This window comes from Sphaerospermopsis sp. LEGE 08334, from assembly GCF_015207205.1.
Lineage (GTDB): Bacteria > Cyanobacteriota > Cyanobacteriia > Cyanobacteriales > Nostocaceae > Sphaerospermopsis.
This window is the reverse complement of sequence record NZ_JADEXH010000021.1, coordinates 55,114-72,992: the sequence shown is the minus strand read 5'-3', so window position 1 is coordinate 72,992 and position 17,879 is coordinate 55,114. Positions and strand designations below refer to the sequence as shown.

Genomic DNA, 17,879 nt, shown 5'->3' with positions numbered 1-17,879 from the left:
AAAAATCATTACTGTAGTCTAAAAGGTAGCTTTAAATACTAGCCCAATGTGCTAGTAATTTCTCGGTTCTATTTCTTGTATGTAAGTGTGGCGTTTTGGTTTATTCAGAATCGTATATTTTGGCTCAGAGGGGGTTATGGTTGTAAATTTTGCCCGGACTACTGCTTCCACAGAACTGTTAAAACAAGTCTTCCAAAGCCTTGATGCTCAAAGTTGTCCCAGGTTTTTCAACTTTCATTTACACACGGTATTTTCGGATGGTAGATTGCATCCACATATACTTATGGAACAGGCGATCGCCATTGGTTTGAAAGGACTTACAATTACTGATCATCATGCCGTTGGAGGGTATCAAGTAGCACGAGAATGGTTAGAAGACTGGAAATGGAATCATCCTGATAGCAACATTCCTCACCTGTGGAGTGGTGTAGAAATTAATGCTGGGTTGTTAAATGCAGAAGTTCATATTTTGGCTTATGGTTTTGAAATAGAACATTCCAGCATGAAACCTTATCTGCAAAGAAAAGCCTCTACAGGTATAGATTATCAAGCAGCTAACGTTATTGCAGCTATTCATGACGCTGGTGGACTAGCTGTACTTGCTCACCCTGCCCGTTACAAGCGATCGCACTTTGATTTAATTCCTCAAGCTGCTGAATATGGTATTGATGGGGTTGAGACTTTCTACGCTTATAAAAATCCTAACCCTTGGAAACCTTGCTCTGTAGAAACGGAAAAAGTCAAAATGTTAGCAGAAGAATACGGTTTATTTAACACCTGTGGAACTGATACCCACGGCTTAAACATACTGCAACGATTATAAATAGGAGTCAGGAGTCAGGAGTCAGAATAATTTTAGATCCCAGATTTTAGATTATTACCTGTCACCTGTTACCTGTCACCTGTTACCTGTCACCTTTCATCATACAAATTATCCAAGATTATCGAGGATAAAACTCAATTTGATTAGCTAGGATTTTGATATCATATTTTTCAAAGAAATCATGACCTAGTAAACCTATTTGAGCTTTGGGAGCGATCGCAACTTTAGCATTGTTCATCACAGCACCACCCACAGCAATTGCCGATACAGTGCTAGTTTTAAATTCTACTATAGAACCATCGGCAATACTAGCTCTCATAGTTCCCGAAGGTTGAAGTTTCAGAGTTTGAGCCATTTTTTCAGTGATCAAAATATCAGAAGCTTTAATTCTAGGATAATCGAAAATTATTGATTATACATACAGCAGAAATTTTGATCTTTACGGAAATAGATCAAAAATCCGCAACTTCTTTGTTAAATTTATGGTGTTGATGAGTCTTTTTGTCTGAATCAGGATATCCAGGATTTAAGGATGTACAGGATTTAGGATGGAGGGGATTATTTTCACAGTATCATAATATAAAATTTTAGAAATTGTAGGTTGGGTTAAGCGACAGCGCAACCCAACACCGAATTTTCAATTATCAACATCTAGACAATTTAATCAAAAAGTTGTTTTAAAAATGCTTTTCCCCCATCTTCTAAATTATCATCAAGAGAAAAAGTAAGACTACGAACTTTAATATTTCCAATATATTGATTAAAAGAGTTATTTAACTCTGTAGGATAAACTAACACTGCTTCAGGACAATGTTTAGAAACTGCATAAGCTACTACTTGGGCTAAATCATCTTTAGACATATTTTCTGGATTTTTATATTTAGTATCGAGAATATATTTAGGAGTTAAAGTTTGAGAATCATAGATAATTAAATCAGTTTGAAAATATATGTTTTTGTCTATGATAATTCTTTCTTGAGTCTTCAGCTTTAAATCTTCTGGTGGTAAATTTTCCCTTAACCATTCTGCAACAAACATTTCATAAAGTTTCGCCATATTTACCAAAAATGGTAAACTTGTATTTTTACCATGTTCGTGACTGGGAATGGAATTATCTAAAAAGAATCTACAAAGTTGATGTAATGTATAATAGTCATTATTCAAACGGTGGTAATTTCGCTCAATACAATCTTTTGAAGTACAAGGTTGTAAAGATACCATTCCTTGCATAGCGTGGTAAGCTTTTCTAACTATTTGTGATACTTTTTCGTAACAGTAACCGCTATGTCCAATATGAAAAAGAGTCCAAAATAAAATTTGATTATCTATAATATCCGCAGTGTGTTCTTGATATGTACATTGTAATTTTACATCCCAAGGTTTTTTAATGATTTCTTGAACATTTAACCTACCTCGTACATAAGTTAATTTTTCAGTTTTGGGTATATAACTACGATATAAACCTTTACGACAACGTTCTATAATTTTTTCTGCTAAACTTTCAGCTAGTTTATTATAAAAATCATCTACAGATTCACAATTCACTAAACCATCAAGAAATTTAAAACTTTTTAAGCTATAAGCATATTCCAACATTCCAAATAAATTTTTAATGGGTACTTTGGGGTTAATTTTTAAAGCAAATTCATCATTTACAGGAATATAACCTACCCAACCTTGAGCAGTGAGTTTCCATTTATCATCAGTTTTAGGAGTAGGAAAATCTACATCTACTTCTTTTTTGTATTTTTTACCTACTACAATTCCACATTCTTCAGAAATATCAGACTTGTTAAAGTATTTAGCTTGATATTCGGTAATTTCAATAACTTGTAAATTTGTTGAGTTCATATTTTCAAATCTTTTTGTATTTTATCCCAGCGAAACTCATCTACTTTTTCTAGGTTGTTAAAAAAGTATTCTTCTAAATAAGGTTCAATTTCCATCTTCCAAATATCTTCTATATCTTCTCTGAGGTTAGGAGTTAAAAAGAAAGAAATACCAATTTCATAGTTTTTATCATCAATTGTGTGATTTAATCGTTTTAAAACATTAATTAAATCCATAACTGCAAAATCTGTATTTTCGTGATATTTGATGAGAACATCATAATTAGGACGTAATTCAATAAATGCAAAACGACGACGTAAAGCGTGATCAATTTGTGCAATAGAACGATCTGCGGTGTTCATTGTGCCGATAATACGGACATTTTCAGGAATACGAAATTTATTACCACCAGCGAGAGGAATTTCTTGATCACGGTATTCTAATAAGTACATTAATTCACCAAAAACCTGGGGTAAATTTGCTCGGTTTATTTCATCTATTATCAGAACACAAATATCTTGACAAATTTCTGCTTTTTTGCAAAATTCTAAAAATTTACCGGGAACAAGTGGATATGTTAATTTACCATCTTCACTTTGAGGGCGGATACCTTGAATAAAGTCTTCATAGGTGTATGCTGGATGAAATTGGACAAGTTCACAAAAACCATTACCTTTGCTAATTAGATGTTTTGCTATTTTTTCAGCGATAAAGGTTTTACCTGTTCCTGGTGAACCGTAAAATATAGCTTGACCTTTTCGGTTAATTGCTTGTATCCATCGTTCTACTTGGGTAACATCAAGACCAGTGTCTTCGCTACATTCAGTTATCTTATATGTTTTGTTCAATTTAGGATGAGAAAAATATTCAGCTAGTTGTCTAGTCGCAAGGATCACTTCTTGTTTTAATTGTTCTTTCTCTTGATAAGACATATCATCTTTTTTGTGAAATTCTGTTTCGTAATCTTTATCATCCCAATATTGATCATAAGAAAATTCATAATTATCTAATATTACTGTTTCGGGTTGATAAAATCTTTTGTATTCTTTTTCATTTCTATAGTATAATTCATATATTTCCTCTAATTCATTAAATCTCTTAATATCTTGTTGTTTTTCAAAAGATTGGTCTGCTTTAAATCTATCAAAACTATATTCATAATCATCATATTCATGATCATCTGTATGTTTTTCATTATTTAACTTATGCTTTATAAGCAAATATTCAAGATTTGTAAATTTATCATTATATATCAATAACTCATATATTTCTTCACGAAATTTTCTAACCAAAACAATTACTATTTTAGGAACACGATGATAACGAGAAAACCAAAAATCTTTAAATTTTAATAAAAAACTATCTATATTTTTATTTTTAAAATGGCTATATTCATAATCTAAGTCAACATCTATATCATATATCAAACTTAATATTTCATGTTGATCTTTGATATTTAAATTAATTGATTTGAATATTTCAGAAAGTATTTCAAAAACCGATAGGTATCTATAATTAAATAAACATTCCCAATCATTATGCCAATAATTAAATCTAAATTCAAAACAAAAACTAAGAATTGCTATAAATCTGAGTAATACTTGACATAGTTCAAGTTTATTTGAATATGTTGCCATACCATTATCAATAATAATAGACCATGCTTCCCAAATTAATTCTAAAAATTGCCATTCATGGTCTAAATATTCAGATGTTATGACTCTAACTATATATGATATATCACCCCAAGCAATAATTTGTTTTTTATTCATACTAATTCTAGTGTCAAATTTCTGATAACGAACCACGAAGACACGAAGGAAGCGAAGGAAGAAGAGGAAGAGAAGTTAAGAAGAAAGGATAATTCGCTTAATGCCTTCTTTGAGAATGGGAACATTAAAATTAATCAGAAGACCAAGAGGGCAATTAGTCATTTTTAAATAAGAAATAACCTGCGCTTCATGAATAGGAGATAACTTTTCCACCGCTTTCAATTCAACAATAATTGAATCACCAACCAAAAAATCTAACTCCCCCTCACCCACCGGATGACCTTTATACCTTATCCCTACCAAATGTTTAGACCTATGAGGTATACCACGCAAACGAAACTCCGTAACCAACGCCTCATGATACACCCTCTCCAAAAAACCCGCCCCCAATACTCGATGTACCTCAATAGCAGCACCAATCACAGCATAACCCAACCCCTCCACCTCATCACTAAACCTCCTCATCCTTCTTTCCTCTTCTCTTCCCTCCTCTTCCTTCGTGTCCTTCGTGTCTTCGTGGTTCATTCCCTCTTCTCCTAAATCATGTAACAATTATACCCGCTAACTTCGCTTTTTTATCATAATCAGGATATCTGGTTACTGAGCGAAGTCGAAGTACAGGATTTAAGGATGTACAGGATAATTTTTGTATGCCCTCTGAATTAAACTAAAATTATATAAATCACAAATACATCATTAATTATGAGTGTCTTAATTCCTGATGATATTCTCCGCGCCAGCAAAATGACAGAAGAAGAACTGAGATTAGAAATTGCTATCATGCTATACAAGCAAGGAAAAATTAGCAGTGGAAAAGCTCGCAATTGGACTGGACTAACAGTAATTGAATTTCAACATCAACTAGCTTTAAGAGGACTTTGCATTAATTATGATGTAGAGGACTTTCAATCAGATATAAACACTTTAGAATCATTGGGATTATTGTGATTATTGTCAGTGATACATCGCCAATTACTAATTTAGCAGCAATCAGTCAGCTAGATTTACTCCAAAAACTTTACACTGGAATTATTATTCCCACAGCAGTTTATAATGAAATGGTCAAGGTAAATAAAGTTGTTCCCGGTGCTATAGAGGTACAAACTTTACCTTGGATTAAAAAGCAAGTTGTGGTAGATTCTCAAAGAGTTATATTCATTCAAGAAAACGCAGAAAATATTGATTTGGGTGAAGCAGAAGCGATTATTTTGGCGTTGGAATTAAAAGCTGATTTGCTATTGATGGATGAATGTCGAGGTAGGATAGTTGCCAGCAGCTATGGTTTACAGATAATTGGGTTATTGGGTGTTCTCTTGCAAGCGAAGCGAAAAAATTTGATTCCTTCTGTGAAAATATTGATGGATCAACTAATTGAACAAGCTGACTTCCGAGTGAGTAACCAGTTGTACACAACCATTCTACAATCTGCTGGGGAATAATGAATAACACTCTCTACAGACGCTTGTCGCTCATGATGTAACAATTATACCCACTTATCCCCACTTCACCCCAAACCAACCACCAGCGAACCGAAATTGTTAAAATCTAATTCAGAAAGTGCCACACATCCCAGATGAATGGTACAAAAGATGGTACAAAAGATAAACTTGTAAAATAAAACACGCGGATATTCTCAAATGATTAAAGCATCTGCTAACAGCAATCATGCCAAGTTCGACTTTGAAGACGAAAAATTTAACGCCCCACCATCCCAAACCCTCCCTTGGTGTCAAATGATCAGTCCCCGCTATGGTGAGGATGGTTTACAAAGTTATGGTTTAGCCCTTAAACTCGATAACGCTCAAGCTGTTGGTTTTCAACCTGATGATAATTGGCAAGAAATAGAACATGAATTTAGTACGGGAGATATAGAAAAGGTTTTTATCACCACTACTCCCAGATTAGTAATTATTCGTCGGGGTCCTTTATCAGTTCAAGACCGAGAAACAAAAATTAGATTAGGAACTTTTAAAGATTACAAAGATGATTTTTTAGCTAATAAACTTAAATTTAAAATCTACACTCGCCATCTGATTTTTTTAGTCGGTGAAGATAAAAAGTTTTTACATCATTCACCTTTACAATTAACTCTCAGTGGTGCAGCGGGCGCAAGTTTTGGTAAGAGTTATTCTGAATATCAACAAGGTAGACTGACTGGCGGTTTTGCCGGAGAATTAGAAAAAGCTTATGCCGGTTTTCAAAAGAAACCATTAACTCCCAAGGGTCCTTTATTTCATGCTCACGGGATTTTTTGCCCGATCATTGAATGTGAAGAAAGAGGTATTGAACCGAATATTGCTTTGGTAGCTTCAACTGTAGATTACAAACATCCCACAGTTTCTAATTTAACAGAATATATGATTGCTTCTGATTCTCCTGAATCGGAAAGAATTTGTAAGGCTTTTGAAGAATATAAAGAATTTGGTAAGGAAGTGATGAAACCAGATGTTTCTAAAGCAGAAATATCTGGTGTTACCAATTCTTATATTTATGCTGATGATGATGATTTTGCTTATCCACCGTACTAGGTAATGGGTAATGGGTAATGGGTAATAATTTCTTACCAATTACCAATTACCAATTACCAATTACCAATTACCAATTACCAATCACCAGTCACCTATTCTCTCAACAATAAATAATACAGTGATCCATTGCCTCCGGTAATTCCAGCGCGATCGCCCGCTAATTTACCAGTACCCATAAAATAATCTACTCTACCTGGTCCCCTAATTGCGCTACCTGTATCTTGATCTAATACAAACCGATCAACTCTGCGTCTCTCTAACCTACCTCCACCCGCAGGAAAAGGAAACGCATTTTGAATCAATGCTAATGCACCAGGAGGCATGAGAGATTTATCTGTGGCAATGGAACGTTCTGCGGTTACAGGAACGTTAATACTACCTGTTGCTGGCGCACCGTTGGTTTCTTGGAAGAATACAAATCTTTCCCAGCGTGGTAAATAATTATTCATTTCTCTGGGATTTCTGCGGAAATAACTAATTAATTTAGGCATGGTTAAACCGCTTAATGGCAATTTACCATCTTTTGCTAATTCTCCTCCGATGCTAGTCCAAGGATAATCCGTTCCTCCGGCAAAACCTACAGAAGTTCTCTGTCCATTGGTTAATCTAATTTGGGCAGAACCTTGAATTTGAATCATGTAAGGTTCAAGGCGATCGCGGAACCACAACATTTCTAAACCGCGTAATCTGCCTTTATGTCCTTGTAAACCGTCTTTACCTTCCAATTCTACCCTTTTGGGATGGGGTTTTTTCCATTCTTTAAAATCCGGTGGTACTCTATACATGGGATATCTGTATACAGAAGTTCGCACCCGGCTGGCAGTATACACAGGCTCATAATAGGCAGTAAATTTAACCGTACCCTTGCCATCGTTCCCTGTAGATTGATAAAAAGCAAACTCCCGATGTACAGCCGCTTGTAGTTCTGCTGCTGACTTAGAACTCACTACCAATTGCCGGAAGCGTAATAAACTCCGACGTACCCGATCTAAGGTAATTTCTTTAATCGGGTAATTAGCATATATTTCAGCCGCTCTATTAGTTCCCAGATAACGCAAACTATGATCAATGGAAGTTAACAAAGCTTGGCGATCGCCATTTCTCCCCCACAGTTGCTCATCCCAACCCAAGCATCTTTGAGAATTACAAGCAGTTTCCGGGGAAATAGGTTGCAGTGCTGGTACAACTTCAGGTGTATTCGGTGGTGGAACTGGTACTGGTACTGGTTCTGCTGCTGGTGCTGGTACTGGCAGAGGAATGGTAACTTGAGCTAAAACTGAGCTAACAGGATTTGTACAGGCAATTCCCAGACTCAAGGAAAACAAAGCAAGGGTTTTTCTCATCATCTTTCAATACTAGAACTAAAAATCGGTTCTACCCGAATCCCTACAATCTTAGACGGGCGTACCACTAAATATTCACCTTGAATATTCTTGATCGGTACGCTAACAAACTCATTTGAATCAAACTTAGGTGTCAAAACACCTGTATACCATTTTTGAAACTCTGGGAAAGTAGAAAAGCGCACTTCTTCCCGATGGCCACTTTCCAAAAGCAGGTGAACTGCATATTCGTTTGGAGTTCTAGGCATAAATTCACATTATTTTCTATACATCCAACCTATTGTTAACCACGTCAGCCCCCAATGAAAAGGGTAAGCATACGGGAGAAGTGCCAGATGTACCAAAATACGGCAACGACCCGTAATTTTACTTTCCCAAAATGACGCTGACTTCCCCCTCAACAGTTCCCGACTTCTCAAAATTAAGATCCCTGATTTCTCACAGAAGTCGGGGATCTGAAATGGGCTGAAAAAATTTAAGAAAACAGTTTTCAAACAAACAGTTGTCAAAAAAATAGTTTAAATCGTGTTAATTGATTTTCCATAGTCACGGTGAGGATTTTATTCAGTTCTGCACCGTCCATAAATTGTAAAATTTGCTGTGTAGGTAAATCAAAGGGAAATTGTCCTTCTAATTCTGGACGTTGCATTTGTGCTAGTACAATTTGTTCAGAACGTTTATTTTCCATTGCATAACCAATTTCTACACAGACGTTAGGACTAGGAATTAATTGACAAGTTTCTTTCCCATCAATGCTAGTAATAGGTGTGGTATCCGCAATAAATAATAAACTCTTACGGATTTTCCGCATCATGGTACGATTTAACCTTAACGGTGCATGACTGGGACGGGATGATTCTATTAATGTTAGGGGTAGACGAGATTTACCATTTAAAATTTGCAAACTTTCTTGCAGTTGTTCTCTGAGCAAATCACTAGATTTTGCATATTCAGTTTGATAGCACAAAAAAATCGTTGGTTCTAACTGCGCTAACAAACTTTGTTTAGTTAAATAGATTTCATGACTAATTAAGTCAATGTTCGCTACACAATAACCACCACTACCCTCAATATAAAATTCTATATTTTCACCTTCCAAATAGCGCCTAAACCAAGTTGATGCTTTGACTTCATCGCTATCTTCTAAAAAATCCGCACGCAACCCCGATTTTAGCAAGCTTTTTTTACTCAAACGAATATCTGGAGGGCGTTTCTCCAATTCCGTAATCGGTTCATAATCCTGTAGATACCACGCTCTGAGCGCAATAATTGACATAAATCACTATTTAAACTGGCTTTTTCTATTCAATTGTAGTACAAACTTACGCATTGGTGATTGGTGACTCGTGATTGGTGACTGGTAGTAAATTATTACCCATTACCCATTACCCATTACCCATTACCCATTACCCAAACACAACAACACCCAACATCTACTAGCTTGGTGTTTCCCTCCCCTTGTTTATACTATCCAGGGATGTACTTTCTTTCATCACCTTGATCAACAAGGAATGAAAACCAGTTACATTGCCCCCTGATTCTCACTAATTTGAGGGAATATAAGCTTTCGCGTTGGGTGTTGCGGTGTTTCGACGAGACAGATTGTAATTTAACAGCGTTTTCAACCTCTTACTACTTTCGTTTTCAACTCTAACTTTATCACTAGCTGTTTGATCTGCCAGGGAAGCTTTTTTCTTTAGCTTCAATTATTAAGATATCACCTCAAAAATTATTTGTCTATAGTTTTTCTCTTTTTGCAATTAAACTTTACTTTTATCGGAAAAATGATTTAAGAAAAGTTGAGTAAATAGGCCAATTACATCCAGAAATATTTTATTAGCAAGGGTTTATAGTTTATTACTATTTTATAGTATTCACTCATTTATATTTTAAGTTTTGAAACAAACCTATTTAGGGTTTGCTGAAAAAGTTATGTGTGAGGGGACAGGAGTTCAAGGAGTATGGCTACGCCACGCTTCGCTATCAAGGAGTTTTTTGATTTGGAAATTGTGCCAACACTAACAAAGTACAAGCTTTCTTAGGCTCACAGTACCTAAAACCTTGCACAATTTTAATTTTAATCATCCTCAATCCCTTGATTTATCTAGGTTTTACATTTATTCAGCAAGCCCTATTTACGCAGTGCTGTACTAGCTACTAACCCTCTTTTGGTAGTGTGAAATTTAGATTGGGCAAACAAGAGATGCTAACGGCGCACGTAACATTATATTGCGTGCTTTGAGAGATTCCTCCTTTACCGTCAGCAATGATGGTATTGCTATCAAGAATTGGTAATTGCTGTTAACAACATTAACTGACGGATTTGTTCACGCACACTCATGAGGATTTTACCTAGATGATTTTGACCTGTTTTATCTACTCCACAGCCCCAAAAATAATCTGTGGGTGAATTTTCCACCAAAATTTCATCCCCAGTAACTAAAAGCACTTCTCTGATGTCTGCATGAGTGAGAAATTTTTTTAGTACAGCTGCTCGCATCACATTAGTTTTTACCAGATCCCAATCTGAGCGCAGTTTGCGATCGCCACATCGACCTAAAGCAGCCGCTTCTTCAGGGGTAGGTGCAGCATAGATTAAGGGTATAAAAACCTCATCTTCACTACCAGCAAACTTTTGCGCTTGATAATAATGTTCAACTGTTGGCCAGTAAGTACCGTCAATTTCGATAGGGTGGGGAGAAAAGTTAGAAAAACAGCCATAGGGCTGCCAAACTTTGTAAAAGTAAATAGTCATTTGAAAATTTCTCTTTTATAGCAGTCAGCAGTCAGCTATCAGTGATCAGCATTAAAATCCGTTGGCGACCAGGATTTATAATTCAATTTTGTACTTCATTCATTTAGCTGTAATACGCTGTATATTAAATTTTATATTCCTGTTGACTTCCGTGCAGCCGTACTAGCCTTAAGACAGAAGATATCACTCAGACAATAGTTTTATTTTGGTAGCCAAAATAATGAATTTCTGAGGTTCTTATGAAGGCCAAGAGTGAGCTTGTCCTAAGTTGACAATTTCATAGACAAAACTATACTTATATTGACAAAAATCAATATATTTTCCGGAAAAAATCAACTACTTGATATATAATACGGTGATATCAAGTATTGAATTGAGACTATTGCCGACGCGAAAACCAAGCAATGATGGTGGTAGTCTTTTTCAGAAACTTAATTGGAACACAATCGCGTTGGGCTACAGCGTGAAAGTCTACAGAGGGATAACCGCTCCCATGCTCCCGTTGAAGTAGAAAGTAAAGTCTAGCTTTGTCTAGGTTTTATATCGCAGGCAAGTAACGGCAATACAATACTAATCGCTGCGGGAATTTTCCTGGGTTTAGGATTGGAGGCTTTGTTGATGGCATCTTGCTACATCAAATTCTCCAATGGCATCACATGATCAGTAACGTTCAACCACTTACTACCATCTCAAATATAGATTTAAACATGGTCTGGGATGGTTTATTTCATGCTTTTGACTGGATATTGACTGTGATAGGTATAATTTTACTGTGGCAAGCTGGCAAGCGTGAAGATGTTGCTTGGTCAACACAGATTTTTGTTGGGTCAATTCGGTATTGGCTTATTTGATGTGGTTGAAGGACTTATAGATCACCAAATTCTCGGTATCCATCATGTAAAACCAGGACCCCATCAGTTAGCTTGGGATTTGGGATTTTTGGCTTTGGGGGCAGTGCTTGTTATCATAGGCTCGAAAATGATACTTGGAGGCCGGAGGCAGGTGAGAAAATTAACAATTACGAATTACGAATTACGAATTATGAACACTGATGCTTTTGAAAAAACAAACTGGGGTTGGCAGTTTTATTTATTTCAGGAAAAAGTAGGAGAATGGTTTGAATACCAATTTTCACGCTTTCAAAAAACCCTGCCAGAATTACCTCCTGGTTGGTCAATTAGTCCTTGGTTAGCTGAATTACTAAAAGTTCTGTTTTGGGTAATATTGGGTTTATTTGTCGTTTGGGTAATTTGGCGTTTATGGCAAGAATTTAATCCTTACATTTATGCTTGGCTGGCAAGATTTGATCATGGCTTTATTTCCCAGAATAAAAATCAAGCTAATGAGTTATCTATCAGCTTGTTGTTAACTAAAGCCCAGGAATTTCACCAACAGGGTAACTACCGGGAAGCTTGCCGTTATCTATATTTAGCGATGTTACAGCAACTGCATGAAAAAGCGATCGCACCTCAACAACCTAGCCGCACAGACGGCGAATATCTGCAATTAGTAACTTCTAGTGTAACTCCTGTTCAACCTTATGAAACCTTAATTACCACCCATGAACAATTATGTTTTGGTAATCATGAAATTTTGGCAGAAAATTATCAACAGTGTCGTCAAGCTTATCAAGAACTTTTTAATTCATAATTAGTCATTAGTTATTAGTCATTAGTTATTAGTTATTAGTTATTAGTTATTAGTTATTAGTTATTAGTCATTAGTTATTAGTCATTAGTTATTAGTCATTAGTTATTAGTCATTAGTTATTAGTCATTAGTTATTAGTCATTAGTTATTTTTACCCAGTCACCAGTCCCCAGTCACCTAAAAATATGAAACGCCGTAACCGCATTATTTGGCTAGGTGCGATCGCTCTAGCAGCCATAATTTTACTTAGCATAACAGTTGCTCCTAGCAGTAAAATCAATAGTGGTTCTAGTTATAATCGCGCACCTGAAGGTTATGGTGCTTGGTATGCTTTTATGCAATCTCAAGGAACAAATATCCAACGTTGGCAAAAGCCTTTTAGTGATATTGAGGCGGAAAAAAACCCTTTAACTTTCATCCAGATTAACAGCACTTTAAGAAACCCAATGTTTTATTCACAACAAATTGAATGGGTAAAAAAAGGTAATACCTTAGTGATTTTAGGTGTAAAACAACCACCAACAGCAGCAGAATTTAGCAGCAATCAAAAATCAGCTTTGGGTGATGTTAAGATTGACACTAGCAGAAGATATCAAGAATCTCAGTCAAAACAAGAGTCAAAACAAGATTTAGAAGCAGTTTTGTTGGGCGATCGCTATGGTGCTGTAGTCTGGGAAGAGAAATATGGCAAAGGCAAAGTCATTTTCGCTACCACTCCCCATTTAGCCGCCAATGCTTATCAAGATGAAGCAAATTTCGTATATTTAGCAGATTTAGTTACCAAAGGTAAACAAAAAATACTTATAGACGAGTATATCCACGGTTACAAAGATTCTGATATTAGAGAGAAAGAACGAGAAGGCGATTTATTAAGTTACTTGGCGAAAACTCCTTTATTTCCAGCATTAGTGCAAGTAGTTTTACTGTTATTAGTGCTAATTTGGTCTGAAAATCGCCGCTTTGGTAAACCCGTAACTTTGGATACACCAGTTATAGATAACAGTCAGGCATACATACAAGCATTAGCAGGAGTTTTACAAAAAGCAGAATCTAGCGATTTTGTGCTGGAAATGGTAGGTAAAGAAGAACAACTGCAACTACAAAAAGTATTAGGATTAGGTCAAATACCTGTAGAAAATGAAGTTTTACTCAAAGTTTGGCAAGATCACACAGGTAAAAGTGCAGCAGAACTGGAAGCAGTCTTAAAACTACAAATAAAAAAACACCGTATCAGTGAACAAGACCTGATAAGCTGGTTAGGGAAATGGCAAAGCCTACGGAAAAATCAAAATTCAAAATCCAACATTCAAAATTAATTTTTAATTAATCTTGGGAAATTTTGGATAATTCCCCTGGGCTGATTTGTATATAGAAAATATGAATGCAACACATCCTGTATTAATTCGCCTTGGACAAGGACTAAACCAAATAATTGTAGGACAATCCAACCTAGTCAAGCAATCGTTAATAGCATTGTTAGCAGGTGGACACATAATTTTAGAAGGAGTACCCGGAACTGGTAAAACACTCCTGGTCAAAGTGTTAGCGCAGTTAATTCAAGCAGATTTCCGAAGGATTCAACTGACACCAGATGTTTTACCATCCGATATTACTGGTACAAATATTTTCGACTTAAATAGTCGCAATTTCCTACTCAAAAAAGGTCCTGTTTTTACAGAAGTTTTACTCGCTGACGAAATTAACCGTACTCCTCCCAAAACACAAGCTGCACTACTGGAAGCAATGGAAGAAATGCAAGTCACCTTAGATGGTGAAAGCTTACCATTACCAGATTTATTTTGGGTGATTGCAACACAAAACCCCCTGGAATTTGAAGGTACTTATCCCTTACCAGAAGCGCAGTTAGATCGGTTTCTATTCAAACTAGTTGTAGATTACCCAGATCAAGCAGCAGAAAAGCAAATGTTACTAAATCGACAAGCGGGTTTTGCAGCTAGACGCTTAGATATTGCCAAGTTAAAACCAATCACTACAGTAGCTGATATTTTAGAGGCTAGGCAAGCCGTTAAACAAGTTCAGGTATCTGAAGCTATAGTTGATTATCTCTTGGAATTGGTGAGAAAAACCCGTCAATATCCTGATTTAGCTTTAGGTGCATCTCCTCGCGCTGCTGGTGCTTGGTTACAAACATCTCAAGCATCTGCTTGGTTAGCGGGTAGAGATTTTGTCACACCTGATGATATCAAAGCTGTTGCTTCCCCACTGTTGCGTCATCGTTTACTTTTAAAACCAGAAGCAATGCTGGATGGTTTACAAATAGATGCGGTAATAGCTGCCATCATTAATCAAGTTCCAGTTCCCAGATAATCAGCAAATTGCTGTTTTTATCAGGAGCATCCCAATTTTGAAAAGATAACCGCAGCAACACGAAAACATCTCTTAAACTCTCTTACCTTTGTGTCCTTTGCGTCCTTTGCGGTTCAATCATATCAGGACTTTGGATCATTTTTCCGTTAGATAAAAATAAATTTACACATTGGGGATGCTACCGTTTTTATCTGCCATTAATTTAGGGTTTACAAATTAGACTTTACAAATTAGACTTTACAAACATCCTCTCATTGTTCAGCAACTGATTGATCAAATTGATCAAAAATTCTGACTCCTAACTCCTGACTCCTTACCAAGTTTTCAATCATATTGTATATACCACAGTATGTCTTACCTATTGAAATATTTAAAACCAATTAGTTTTAAACTAAGAATTTTCCTGTTAGTCAGTATTCTAGCTTTAGGTATAATTGTTATTTCTATCAATCCTCTTGTTAAGCAAACACCAGTTAAATTAGTTGGCAATACTAATGAAATAATTAGGAATAGTAATAATGTAGATGCTAAAGGTAAATTCCAAGTAATTTATACTCCTTTACAACGCAAACATTCTATTAAAAGACAAGAACGATTGCGAAAATATCAATCATTTGAAAAATTAGCGCAAAAGCTAAATAGAGTTTTTATGATGCCCAATGATGTGAAAATTATTTTGGGTGACTGTGGTGCTGTCAACGCCTATTATAAACCTTCTGAACATAGTATTACTCTTTGTTATGAATTAATAGATAAATTTACAGATGTATTTATGGACTACTATCAATCCAGGGAATTGAATATTAATGAACCGGAAATAGTTAATAAAGTTAATCGTCGGGTAGCAGGTACAACTGTTTTCACTTTTTTCCATGAATTAGGACATACACTCATCGAAGAATTAGATTTACCTGTAACTGGTAAGGAAGAAGATACTGTTGATGAATTTTCGACAATTTTATTATCAGAATTAGGACAAGAATTTGCAGCTTTAGCTTCTGCTATCCAATTTGGTTTATCTGGAAATCGGGAAATGGAAAGTGTAAGTCAAGATTTATCTTTTTGGGATGAACACTCTTTGAATTATCAGAGGTTTTATAATATTATTTGTTTGGTTTATGGTAAAAACCCAAAAGAATATGATGTTTTGGTAGAAAATGTAGGTATCCCACCAGAAAGACAAACTACTTGCCGAATAGATTACAATAAAAAGCTGAAGGCTTGGCGAACTTTATTAAGTCCTCATTTAAGAGAAGGAGTCAATTTATTATAATCAGAGTTGGAAGAATTTAGGAGTCATACCAATTCTTGATAAAGATGCGCTAAATTCAAGAATGAACTAACCGCAAAGGACACAAAGAAAGAAGGAAATAAGAAATTCAGAATTTAGGCGCAGCTTCATAAAAAATTGTATCAGAGGTCACTTAACTGTTAACGGTTAACAATCAACCATGAACACTGATAACTAATAACTATTCAATCTTTTCTGTCACCTGTCACCTGTCACCTGTGAACTATATGATTCCATCTAAAAAAGTTTATTTTTTATTAGGTTTAGCAATTGCTGTATCACCCATTTTATCTATGATTTTGGGTATTTACCAAAGCATCGCTTTAACTTTGGTATTTGATGCTGTGGTTTTAGGATTGATGGTTATTGATAGTTTAAAAGTGAGAAAATCTCGCGTTAAAATTAGCCGGGAATTACCCTCACGTTTATCTATTGGTCGTGATAATCCAGTAGTGTTAAAAGTAGAATCAGGAAATACAAATAGTATTATTCAAATTCGTGATTACTATCCGACAGAGTTTGCTGTTTCTACATCGACTCTCAGCGTTAATCTTCCTGCAAATAACACCCAAGAGATAACTTACACTGTACAACCAAACCAAAGGGGAGATTTTCCGTGGGGAAATATTCAAGTACGACAGTTGGGAAATTGGGGGTTAGGGTGGGATGATTGGCAAATTCCCCAAAATACACGGGTGAAAGTGTATCCTGATTTAATGGGGTTGCGATCGCTCTCGATTCGTCTGACATTACAATCATCTGGTTCTATCCGCAAAGTTCGTCAAATGGGTATAGGAACAGAATTTGCAGAACTGCGGAACTATCGCAGCGGTGATGATTTGCGGTTTGTCGATTGGAAAGCTACCGCTAGACGTGCCTATGGTAACACAGGTCCGTTAGTCAGAGTTTTAGAACCAGAACAGGAACAAACTTTACTGATTTTACTAGATCGTGGGCGATTAATGACCGCCAAAGTCCAGGGTTTACAGCGATTTGACTGGGGTTTAAATACCACATTATCCTTAGCATTGGCGGGTTTACATCGGGGCGATCGCGTTGGTGTAGCTGTATTTGATCGTCAAGTACACACCTGGATACCCCCAGAACGGGGACAACATCACCTTAATCAACTAATTGATCGACTCACACCTATTGAACCAGTATTATTAGAATCTGATTATTTAGGCGCTGTCACTCATGTAGTCCAACAGCAAACCCGCAGGGCGCTAGTAGTGGTAATTACTGACTTAGTTGATATTACTGCTTCTTCAGAACTTCTGGCAGCACTCTGCAAATTAGCACCCCGTTATTTACCCTTTTGTGTCACCCTCCGCGATCCCCAAGTTGACCAAATAGCACACACTTTTACTGACGATATCACAACAGTTTATACTCGTGCAGTATCTTTAGATTTATTAGCACAAAGACAAGTTGCTTTTGCCCAATTAAAACAAAAAGGTGTTTTGGTTCTTGATGCACCAGCAAATCAAATTTCTGATCAATTAGTTGAACGATATTTGCAACTTAAAGCCAGAAATCAACTTTAGCAGGAGTCAGGAG

Annotated in this window: 17 protein-coding genes and 1 pseudogene; 10 read left to right on the top strand and 8 right to left on the bottom strand. The window is 36.1% G+C overall.

Annotated elements, in window-relative coordinates; all coding sequences use genetic code 11:
• Positions 1 to 136 precede the first annotated feature (136 nt).
• Positions 137 to 823 carry a PHP domain-containing protein gene (locus tag IQ237_RS13565; protein ID WP_194055943.1) on the top strand — a complete coding sequence of 229 codons (687 nt, stop codon included), beginning with the start codon at positions 137 to 139 and terminating at the stop codon, positions 821 to 823.
• Between the two features lie 118 nt (positions 824 to 941).
• Here the strand turns inward: IQ237_RS13565 and IQ237_RS13560 are convergent, their stop codons facing one another.
• The 4 genes from IQ237_RS13560 to IQ237_RS13545 all read right to left on the bottom strand — a co-directional run bounded on the left by IQ237_RS13560 (position 942) and on the right by IQ237_RS13545 (position 4,950).
• Entirely contained in the window at positions 942 to 1,193 is a 252-nt protein-coding gene (locus tag IQ237_RS13560) for a retroviral-like aspartic protease family protein (protein WP_309225760.1), read from the bottom strand.
• Between the two features lie 290 nt (positions 1,194 to 1,483).
• The gene (locus IQ237_RS13555) at positions 1,484 to 2,674 is read right to left on the bottom strand and encodes an McrC family protein (RefSeq protein WP_194055939.1); all 1,191 of its coding nucleotides are present in this window, start codon (positions 2,672 to 2,674) and stop codon (positions 1,484 to 1,486) included.
• Complete coding sequence (locus IQ237_RS13550) at positions 2,671 to 4,425, bottom strand: McrB family protein (protein WP_228020236.1); 1,755 nt, start codon at positions 4,423 to 4,425, stop codon at positions 2,671 to 2,673. Before IQ237_RS13550 ends, IQ237_RS13555 begins: the two co-directional genes overlap by 4 nt.
• A gap of 75 nt (positions 4,426 to 4,500) precedes the next feature.
• Positions 4,501 to 4,950 carry a GxxExxY protein gene (locus IQ237_RS13545; RefSeq protein ID WP_194055937.1) on the bottom strand — a complete coding sequence of 150 codons (450 nt, stop codon included), beginning with the start codon at positions 4,948 to 4,950 and terminating at the stop codon, positions 4,501 to 4,503.
• Between the two features lie 177 nt (positions 4,951 to 5,127).
• Between IQ237_RS13545 and IQ237_RS13540 the strand changes: the two genes are divergently transcribed.
• From IQ237_RS13540 to IQ237_RS13530, 3 genes are all read left to right on the top strand, one after another.
• Complete coding sequence (locus IQ237_RS13540) at positions 5,128 to 5,373, top strand: UPF0175 family protein (RefSeq protein ID WP_194055935.1); 246 nt, start codon at positions 5,128 to 5,130, stop codon at positions 5,371 to 5,373.
• Positions 5,370 to 5,864, top strand: a complete 495-nt coding sequence (locus IQ237_RS13535) for a DUF3368 domain-containing protein (RefSeq protein WP_194055933.1) — start codon at positions 5,370 to 5,372, stop codon at positions 5,862 to 5,864. The genes IQ237_RS13540 and IQ237_RS13535 overlap by 4 nt, the downstream gene beginning before the upstream one ends.
• 198 nt (positions 5,865 to 6,062) lie before the next feature.
• On the top strand, positions 6,063 to 6,953 hold the full coding sequence (locus IQ237_RS13530) for a DUF5895 domain-containing protein (protein WP_194055931.1): 891 nt from the start codon (positions 6,063 to 6,065) through the stop codon (positions 6,951 to 6,953).
• Between the two features lie 92 nt (positions 6,954 to 7,045).
• On the opposite strand, the gene IQ237_RS13525 is transcribed toward IQ237_RS13530, so the two are convergent.
• From IQ237_RS13525 to IQ237_RS13510, 4 genes are all read right to left on the bottom strand, one after another.
• On the bottom strand, positions 7,046 to 8,296 hold the full coding sequence (locus tag IQ237_RS13525) for a murein transglycosylase A (RefSeq protein WP_194056007.1): 1,251 nt from the start codon (positions 8,294 to 8,296) through the stop codon (positions 7,046 to 7,048).
• Positions 8,296 to 8,544: a hypothetical protein gene (locus IQ237_RS13520; RefSeq protein WP_194055929.1), complete on the bottom strand. Its 249-nt coding sequence runs from the start codon at positions 8,542 to 8,544 to the stop codon at positions 8,296 to 8,298. Before IQ237_RS13520 ends, IQ237_RS13525 begins: the two co-directional genes overlap by 1 nt.
• A gap of 257 nt (positions 8,545 to 8,801) precedes the next feature.
• Entirely contained in the window at positions 8,802 to 9,572 is a 771-nt protein-coding gene (locus IQ237_RS13515; RefSeq protein WP_194055928.1) for a hypothetical protein, read from the bottom strand.
• A 1,005-nt stretch (positions 9,573 to 10,577) separates the two neighbouring features.
• Positions 10,578 to 11,051: an NADAR family protein gene (locus IQ237_RS13510; RefSeq protein ID WP_194055926.1), complete on the bottom strand. Its 474-nt coding sequence runs from the start codon at positions 11,049 to 11,051 to the stop codon at positions 10,578 to 10,580.
• 540 nt (positions 11,052 to 11,591) lie between these two features.
• Between IQ237_RS13510 and IQ237_RS13505 the strand changes: the two are divergent.
• From IQ237_RS13505 to IQ237_RS13480, 6 genes and pseudogenes are all read left to right on the top strand, one after another.
• Positions 11,592 to 12,047: pseudogene (locus IQ237_RS13505) on the top strand (DUF2243 domain-containing protein); the annotation flags it as partial.
• Positions 12,048 to 12,092: 45 nt separating this feature from the next.
• Positions 12,093 to 12,701, top strand: a complete 609-nt coding sequence (locus IQ237_RS13500) for a DUF4129 domain-containing protein (protein WP_194056005.1) — start codon at positions 12,093 to 12,095, stop codon at positions 12,699 to 12,701.
• A gap of 184 nt (positions 12,702 to 12,885) precedes the next feature.
• Entirely contained in the window at positions 12,886 to 14,016 is a 1,131-nt protein-coding gene (locus IQ237_RS13495; RefSeq protein WP_194055924.1) for a DUF4350 domain-containing protein, read from the top strand.
• 61 nt (positions 14,017 to 14,077) lie between these two features.
• Positions 14,078 to 15,028 carry a MoxR family ATPase gene (locus tag IQ237_RS13490; RefSeq protein ID WP_194055922.1) on the top strand — a complete coding sequence of 317 codons (951 nt, stop codon included), beginning with the start codon at positions 14,078 to 14,080 and terminating at the stop codon, positions 15,026 to 15,028.
• A gap of 349 nt (positions 15,029 to 15,377) precedes the next feature.
• The gene (locus tag IQ237_RS13485) at positions 15,378 to 16,301 is read left to right on the top strand and encodes a DUF4344 domain-containing metallopeptidase (protein WP_194055920.1); all 924 of its coding nucleotides are present in this window, start codon (positions 15,378 to 15,380) and stop codon (positions 16,299 to 16,301) included.
• A 245-nt stretch (positions 16,302 to 16,546) separates the two neighbouring features.
• Positions 16,547 to 17,866: a DUF58 domain-containing protein gene (locus tag IQ237_RS13480; protein ID WP_194055918.1), complete on the top strand. Its 1,320-nt coding sequence runs from the start codon at positions 16,547 to 16,549 to the stop codon at positions 17,864 to 17,866.
• Positions 17,867 to 17,879 lie beyond the last annotated feature (13 nt).